7 protein-coding genes are annotated in these 7039 nt (G+C 69.9%); 2 read left to right on the top strand and 5 right to left on the bottom strand.

Annotation, left to right across the window (positions count from 1 at the left end):
• Window positions 1-196 precede the first annotated feature (196 nt).
• Together AC3A6X_RS14655 and AC3A6X_RS14660 are read left to right on the top strand one after the other, a co-directional pair.
• Window positions 197-1240 (top strand): zinc ribbon domain-containing protein, encoded by a 1044-nt coding sequence (locus AC3A6X_RS14655; RefSeq protein ID WP_487842861.1) that lies wholly within the window; start codon window positions 197-199, stop codon window positions 1238-1240.
• A gap of 162 nt (window positions 1241-1402) precedes the next feature.
• Window positions 1403-2380: a tripartite tricarboxylate transporter substrate-binding protein gene (locus AC3A6X_RS14660; RefSeq protein ID WP_487842862.1), complete on the top strand. Its 978-nt coding sequence runs from the start codon at window positions 1403-1405 to the stop codon at window positions 2378-2380.
• Here AC3A6X_RS14660 and AC3A6X_RS14665 read toward each other — a convergent pair.
• The 5 genes from AC3A6X_RS14665 to AC3A6X_RS14685 all read right to left on the bottom strand — a co-directional run.
• Window positions 2377-3531, bottom strand: a complete 1155-nt coding sequence (locus tag AC3A6X_RS14665) for an ROK family transcriptional regulator (RefSeq protein ID WP_487842863.1) — start codon at window positions 3529-3531, stop codon at window positions 2377-2379. The two genes, AC3A6X_RS14660 and AC3A6X_RS14665, sit on opposite strands and share 4 nt — an antisense overlap.
• The gene (locus AC3A6X_RS14670) at window positions 3528-4325 is read right to left on the bottom strand and encodes an ATP-binding cassette domain-containing protein (protein WP_487842864.1); all 798 of its coding nucleotides are present in this window, start codon (window positions 4323-4325) and stop codon (window positions 3528-3530) included. Before AC3A6X_RS14670 ends, AC3A6X_RS14665 begins: the two co-directional genes overlap by 4 nt.
• 112 nt (window positions 4326-4437) lie before the next feature.
• The gene (locus AC3A6X_RS14675; RefSeq protein ID WP_487842865.1) at window positions 4438-5628 is read right to left on the bottom strand and encodes a sugar ABC transporter permease; all 1191 of its coding nucleotides are present in this window, start codon (window positions 5626-5628) and stop codon (window positions 4438-4440) included.
• 13 nt (window positions 5629-5641) lie between these two features.
• The gene (gene xylF, locus AC3A6X_RS14680) at window positions 5642-6667 is read right to left on the bottom strand and encodes a D-xylose ABC transporter substrate-binding protein (protein ID WP_487842866.1); all 1026 of its coding nucleotides are present in this window, start codon (window positions 6665-6667) and stop codon (window positions 5642-5644) included.
• Window positions 6668-6810: 143 nt separating this feature from the next.
• The coding region (locus tag AC3A6X_RS14685; RefSeq protein ID WP_487842867.1) for a DUF5666 domain-containing protein at window positions 6811-7039 on the bottom strand (229 nt) is incomplete at its 5' end.

Genomic DNA, 7039 nt, shown 5'->3' on the forward strand with positions numbered 1-7039 from the left:
TCCCCGTGTCGGACAAATCGGCAAGTGTGGGGTCGCTCACCTGCAAGCCAAGGCGATCCGCCATTACCGGGGGCGCCGGTGGGCCGGACGGCTGGCAAGCGCCAATCTCCGAAGCATTGGGTAGGAAACGGCTGACAGACAGGCACGCGTTCGCGTGGACAGTGGGTGGCTTCTGGCGTTTACGGAGAATTTGTCCATGCCCGTCGTTTGTGGGGCTTGCGGAAGCGAGAACCGGGAGAACGCGAAGTTCTGCATCGGCTGCGCACGCCGCCTGCCCGGTTTCGTGGCCACCGGGCCCTCGGCCCTCGAGACCATCAACCATGCGCACCCGCGCGCGCCTGCCCGCTCGGCCCGCGTCTGGCGCCGCGACGATCCGCTGGCGCTGCTGCCGGCGGAAACGGCGGGCTTCTGGCTGCGCCTCGCGCTGCTGGGCCTGGCGATGGGGCTCGGCTTCATCGGCTGGTATCTCTATGTCACGCGCCAGGTGGCGGAGCCGCCTTTCCTGAACCAAGTCACGGCGGCGCTGACGCTGGAAGACCGCAAGCCGGCTTCGGACGAGCCGCCGACGGCGCTGGCGGCTCCGAGCACATCGACGGCGAACTCGGCGACGACGGCGGCTCCTTCTGCGCCGGGCCCGTCCAAGCGCGAGTCCGCGAAGGCGGCAACGCCCGCGGCCGCCGCGCCCGAGAAACAGGCCGCCTCCGCGAAGTCAGCCGCGCCGGAGAAGTCAGCGCCGCCTTCCCCGGCAGCGGCGCGGTCTGAGCCGCCCGCGGCAGCGCCGGCCCCTCGCACCGCCTCGGCCGCGCCGCCTGAACGCAAGCGCGACGAGCCGCCTCCGGTGGTTCGGCAGCCTCGCACGCCAGCCTGGGCCGATTCGGAGCCCGCGGCCGCGGCCGCACCTGCAACGCCGTGGATCCGCCCGCCGGGCTGGACCCGCGACGATCCCGGCACGCCGATCATCCGCGGCCCGGTGCCCGTGGAGGCATCACCATCGCCGCGCGCGACCGCTTCGACCCGTGGCGATGGCGGACCGCCGATCGCGCGCGGTCCCGGGCCCGTCTACAACTTCAACTCGCCGGGCAGTTCGCCATCGGCGCGTGACGACCCCGGACCGCCGATCGCGCCCGGCCCGGGACCGCTCTACGAGTCGGCACGCACGCCGAACTGGGCGGCCAATGATTCGGGCCCGCCGATCGCGATCGGCCCCGGTCCGGTCTACAACCGCACGCGGGACCGGTAGGCCTGCGAAAAGCGCTCGATGGCGGCCCGACGGACGGCGCTTCGAACGACATCCGCAGCGAGAAATCGTGGGAGAGTTCCTAAGGGCATTCCGGGAGTCGCCGGCCGGCGGCGGGCGATAAGATCGCGGCCCTTGAACTTGGATTGAACACGGAGAGAGATCATGAAGAAACTGCTCGTCCTCACGGCGATCGCCGCCGCAGCCGCGGGCGCCCATGCCCAGGACTTCCCGGGCAGCAAGCCCATCACCCTCGTGGTGCCTTTCTCCGCCGGCGGCCCGACCGACCGCGTGGCACGCGACTTGGCCGAGGCCCTGCGCAAGCCGCTGGGCGGCATCAGCATCGTGGTCGACAACGTGCCCGGCGCAGGCAGCTCCATCGGCGCGGCCAAGGTGGCGCGCGCCGCGCCGGACGGCCACACGCTGCTGCTGAACCACATCGGCATGGCGACCGTCCCGACGCTGGTGCGCAACGTGCCCTTCAAGGTCGAGAGCGACTTCGAGTACCTGGGCATCGTCAACGACGTGCCGATGACGCTGATCGCCAAGCCCTCGATGAAGGCCAACAACTACAAGGAGCTGACGGCCTGGCTCGCGGAGAACAAGGGCAAGATCAACCTCGGCAACGCGGGCGTGGGCTCGGCCTCGCACCTGTGCGGCCTGCTGTTCCAGAGCGCGACCAAGACCGAGATGACGCCGGTGCCGTACAAGGGCACGGCCCCCGCCATCACCGACCTGATCGGCGGCCAGATCGACCTGTTGTGCGACCAGACCACCAACACCTCGCCGCAGATCGAGGCCAAGAAGGTCAAGGCCTACGCCGTGACCACCTCGAAGCGCCTGAGCACGCCGCTGCTCAAGGACCTGCCCACGCTGCAGGAATCGGGGCTGAAGGACTTCCAGGTCACGATCTGGCACGGCCTCTACGCGCCCAAGGGCACGCCGCCGGCAGTCACCAAGAAGCTCAACGACGCGCTCAAGGTCGCGCTGAAGGACCCGGACTTCGTCAAGAAGCAGGAAGGCCTGGGCGCCGTGGTCGCCAGCGACAACCGCGTCGAGCCGGCCGAGCACAAGAAGTTCGTCGCCGCCGAGATCGCCAAGTGGAGCCCGATCATCAAGGCGGCCGGGGTCTACGCGGACTAAGGCAGGGCGGAGGCCGCGGCGCGCGCGCGCCGCGCCTTCGAATCCGGATGGAGCGGCCGCAGGTACTCGTGCAAGGCGAGTGCCGCCGCTCCGACCGCCGGCGCCCATTCCCCATGGCGCGCACCGCGCACCACCGGCGGCTGCATGCCGGCACTCTCGGCATAGCGCCGCACCACCTCGATCGCACCGCGCAGCAGCTGCGGATGCGCTTGGCATGAGTGGCCGCCGACCACGATCGCGCGCGGCTCGAAGGTGACCCACAGGTTCTGGAGCAGCACGCCCAGGAAGGCGGCGCCGCGCGGCGCGGCATCGGCGCTGCCGCCCAGCACGCGCGAGCCGAGGAAGGCCTCGGCGCAACCGCGGCGGCCGCAGGAGCACAGCGGCCCGTCCACCTGCAGGATGGTGTGGCCGATCTCGCCGGCCATGCCGTGCGCGCCGGTGAAGAGGCGGTCGTTGAGCACCACTCCGGCGCCCACGCCCACGTCGCAGCTCACGAAGACCAGCGGGTCCTCGCCCTCGCCGCCGGCGAACTCGTACTCGCCCAGCGCCGCCGCATCGGCGTCGTTCTGCAGCTGCACCGCCACGTCGTCGATGCCCTCCCGCGCCAGCGCCTCGACCAGGCCCGGCAGCAAGCTCACCTGGCGCCAGCCGAGGTTGGGCGCGAAGCGAACCTGGCCGGTCGCGTCGTCCACCGCGCCGGGCACGCCGACGCCGATGCCCGAGGCGCGCAGGCCCGCGGCGAGCAGATGCCGGTGCGCGGCGGCCACCATGCCGGCGACCTGCCGGCAGACCGTGCGCGGCACGTGCTCGCGCAAGGGCTGGGCTTCCGAATGGAGCAGCTCGCCCAGCAGCGAGACGCAGACCACGCGCAAGGTCTCGACCGCGATCTCGACGCCGATCAGGGCCCGCACGCCGGCGTGGATCTGCAAGGGGATGGAGGGCCGCCCGAGCCCGTCGGCCACGGCGGCATCGGCTTCATGCAGCCAGCCGTCTTCGAGCAGTTCGCGCACCAGCAGACTGACGGTGGATTTCGTGAGCCCGCTCTCGGCCGCCAGCCGCGCGCGCGAGAGGCCCGGCCTGGCGCGCAGCAGGCGCAGCAGCACGCTGCGGTTGATGCGCTTGACCAGTTGCTGGTCGCCGAGCGTCGTCATCCCGAAGCGTGCTCGGCCTGCGCCTTCCCCTCGGGCCGCTTGCCCGCGATGATCATGCCGAGCACTTCGTCCTCATTCACGTCGGCGGTGCGGTAGGTGCCGACCAGGCGCCCGTTCTTCATCACCGCGAGACGGTCGCTCAGCCCGAAGACATCGGGCATGTCGTGCGTGATCAGGAAGATGCCCACGCCGTCGGCCTTCAGCTGCTTGACCAGCGCGCCGACCATCGCCGTCTCCTCCGGCCCGAGGGCGGCGCAGGGCTCGTCCATGATCAGGATGCGGGCGTTGAAGTAGAGCGCGCGCGAGATCGCCACCACCTGCCGCTGCCCGCCCGAGAGGCGCCGCACCGGCACGCGGATGTTGGTGAAGTTCTTGTTGAGGCGGCGGAAGACCTTGCGCGCCTCGTTCTCCATGAAGTGGTCGTCCAGCGTGCGCCAGGGCGTGAGCTTCTCGCGCCCGAGGAACAGGTTGGCCACGGAGTCGAGGTTGTCGGCCAGGGCCAGGGTCTGGTAGATGGTCTCGATGCCCTGCGCCTGCGCTTCCGAGGGCGTGCGGATGTGGACCGGCTGGCCCGCGATGCGGGTCTCGCCCGAGTCAATGGGGTAGGCGCCCGCGAGCATCTTCATCAGCGTGGACTTGCCGGCGCCGTTGTGGCCCAGCAGGGCCACCACCTCGCCGGGGTAGAGGTTCACGCTGACGTTGTCGACCGCCTTCACGCCGCCGAAGGACTTGCGGATCTCGCGCAGCTCGACGAGAGGGGTCGGGCCTTCAGTGCCGCGGCCTTCGCTGTTCATGCGCTGCCCCAAGCGATACCAGGAACACCGCGGAACCGGCTTTGCCGGGCCGCTGGTATTGCCCCCGGTGAGGGGGTTGGCGGCCACACGAAGTGGGCAAGCCTGGGGGAGGTCATCGAGTCTCCCCGAAGTGCTTGCGGTAGAGCACGTCGAACACCACCGCGACGATCAAGACCTGGCCGATGATCACCATGCGCTTGCCGATGGCCACGTCGAGCAGCAGCATGCCGCTGTCGAGCGACTGCATGATCAGCGCGCCCAGCACCGAGCCGAAGATGGAGCCGCTGCCGCCCGCCAGTGCCGCGCCGCCGATCACCGCGGCCGCGATCACGTAGAGCTCCATGCCCGAGCCCAGCGAGTTGGTGCCGGCGTTGAGCCGCGCGATCGACACGATGGCCGCCACCGTCACCAGCACCGAGAGCAGCGCGAACAGCAGCAGGGTCACCCGCTTGACCGGAATGCCCACCAGCGCCGCGGCATCGGGATTGCCGCCCATCGCGAACACGTAGCGCCCGAAGCGCGTGCGGTGGACGATGAAGGACAGCACCACCGCCACCACGGCCCAGATCAGCACGGGAATGGGAATGCCCTGGGGCTCGGTCTTGGACGAGATCTGGTAGCTGTTCATGGTCGCTGCGAAGGCGAACACCACCACCACCGGCACCGCCGTGAGCATGGCGTCGAGCCACAGCGGCTCCACCGGCATCTCGTGCCGCTGGCGCGCGCGGCGCTGCTGCAGCATGCGCGCGAACAGCACGGCCGCCACCAGCGCGGCCAGCGCCCAGGTGGCCGTGGTGCCGATACCGCCGTCGTAGCCGCCGCCCAGGCGCTGGAAGAACTCGTCGTTGACCGGCTGCGTCTTGCCGTCGGCCACCAGGAAGGCGGCGCCTCGGAAGGACATCAGCCCGCCCAGCGTGACCACGAAGGAGGGCACGCCCAGCATTGCCGTGAGCCCGCCCTGGTAGAGCGAGACCAGCAGCGCCACCGCCAGCCCCGCCAGGCAGGAGGCCGGCCACGACCAGCCCGAGGTGTACTGCAGGTAGGCCACCAGCACGCCGACGAAGCCCATCACCGAGCCGACCGAGAGGTCGATATGGCGGGCCACGATGACCAGCACCATCACGGTGGAGACGATGCCCACCACCGCGGTCTGCTGCGCGATGTTGTAGAGGTTCTCAGGCGTGAGGAAGATGCCGCCCGAGAGCCAGTGGAAGACGATCGCCATGACCGCCAGCAGCGCGCACATGAGGAGCAGGCGCAGGTCGACCCCGCTCCTGCGCCAGAGCCCCGGGGATTCGCTCATCGCTCTGCGCGCGTTACTTGCAGGCCGCGGGGGCCTTGTCGCCGGAGACGCCCTTGCAGAGCTCGTCCTTCTTGATCCAGCCTTCCTTGACCACCACGTCGAGGTTGTCGCGCGTGATCGGCACCGGCGTGAGCAGTCGCGAGGAGATCGCGACCTTCTTCTCGCCGCCGCTCCAGTTGGCCGCCTTCTCCGGCGTCTTGCCCTGGGTCAGCGCGATCGCGGCGCTGGCCGCCTCGCGGCCGAGCTCGCGCGAATCCTTCCACACCGTCACCGTCTGCGTGCCGAGGGCGACGCGGTTGAGCGCCGCGAAGTCCGCGTCCTGCCCCGACACCGGGATGCCGCGGATGCCCTTGGCGCTGAGCGCCGCCACCGCGCCGCCCGCGGTGCCGTCGTTGGCGGCTACCACCGCATCGACCTTGCCGCCGGCCTTGGTGAGGATCTGCTCCATGTTCTTCTGCGCGACCTCGGGCTTCCAGCCATCGGTGTACTCGTCCCCCACGATCTTGATGTCGCCCTTCTTCACCGCCTCGGCCACCACCTCCTGCTGGCCGGCGCGCAGGAAGTTGGCGTTCGGGTCGGTGGGCGAGCCCTTGATGAACACGTAGTTGCCCTTGGGCTGCACCTTGTAGACGGCGCGCGCCTGCATGCGGCCCACCTCGACGTTGTCGAAGGTGATGTAGAAGACGCCGGGCGTCTCGATCAGCCGGTCGTAGGCCACCACAGGCACCTTCTGCCGCACCGCCTTGTTGACCGCGGGAAGGATCGCATCCTTGTCCATCGCCAGCACGATCAGCGCCTTGGCGCCCTTGGACATCAGGCCGTCGATGTCGGCCAACTGCTTCTCGGGCGAGCCGCCGGCGTCGGCGCTGATGTACTTGGCGCCCAGTTTCTCCAGCTGCGCCTTGATCGCGGCCTCGTCGGTCTTCCAGCGCTCCTCCTGGAAGTTGGACCAGCTCACGCCGACGACGGTCTGGGCGCAGGCAGCGATCGCGGAAAGGCCAAGGGCCAGGGCGCCCAGGGCGCGAAGAGGCTTCTTCATGTGCAGGTCTCCGGGTTTGTTGTGCGTGCGCGCTTGTTGCACACGGCTTAGTTCGAGCAGCGAACTAACTATGGCGAGGCGCTCCGGCCCGGGCCATCCGGGGAATCCCTGCGAGCAAAGGCACTACACGGACGGGCCTGCCCTCACTCGAAGCTGACGCGGGTGGCGATGAGCACGCCGTTCACGACCCGCGAGCCCTCGATGTTGACGTTGACCCCATTGCCCAGGTTCGCCACCGTCCCGTTGACGAACACCACGGCCGGGTCGCTGGCATCGACGGGCTGGCCCTTCACTTGGAAACTCGCCGCCGAGCTGAAGTTGCCGATGGCACCGATCAGGTTGAAGGACGCGGGTCCGCCGGTGCCCGGCACG

It is taken from the genome of Variovorax sp. Soil_C_12, from assembly GCF_057657375.1.

Coding starts and splice junctions, on each gene's coding strand:
- AC3A6X_RS14655 (WP_487842861.1), top strand. CDS start 197: ATGCCCGTCGTTTGTGGGGCTTGCGGAAGCGAGAACCGGGAGAACGCG.
- AC3A6X_RS14660 (WP_487842862.1), top strand. CDS start 1,403: ATGAAGAAACTGCTCGTCCTCACGGCGATCGCCGCCGCAGCCGCGGGC.
- AC3A6X_RS14665 (WP_487842863.1), bottom strand. CDS start 3,531: ATGACGACGCTCGGCGACCAGCAACTGGTCAAGCGCATCAACCGCAGC.
- AC3A6X_RS14670 (WP_487842864.1), bottom strand. CDS start 4,325: ATGAACAGCGAAGGCCGCGGCACTGAAGGCCCGACCCCTCTCGTCGAG.
- AC3A6X_RS14675 (WP_487842865.1), bottom strand. CDS start 5,628: ATGAGCGAATCCCCGGGGCTCTGGCGCAGGAGCGGGGTCGACCTGCGC.
- xylF (WP_487842866.1), bottom strand. CDS start 6,667: ATGAAGAAGCCTCTTCGCGCCCTGGGCGCCCTGGCCCTTGGCCTTTCC.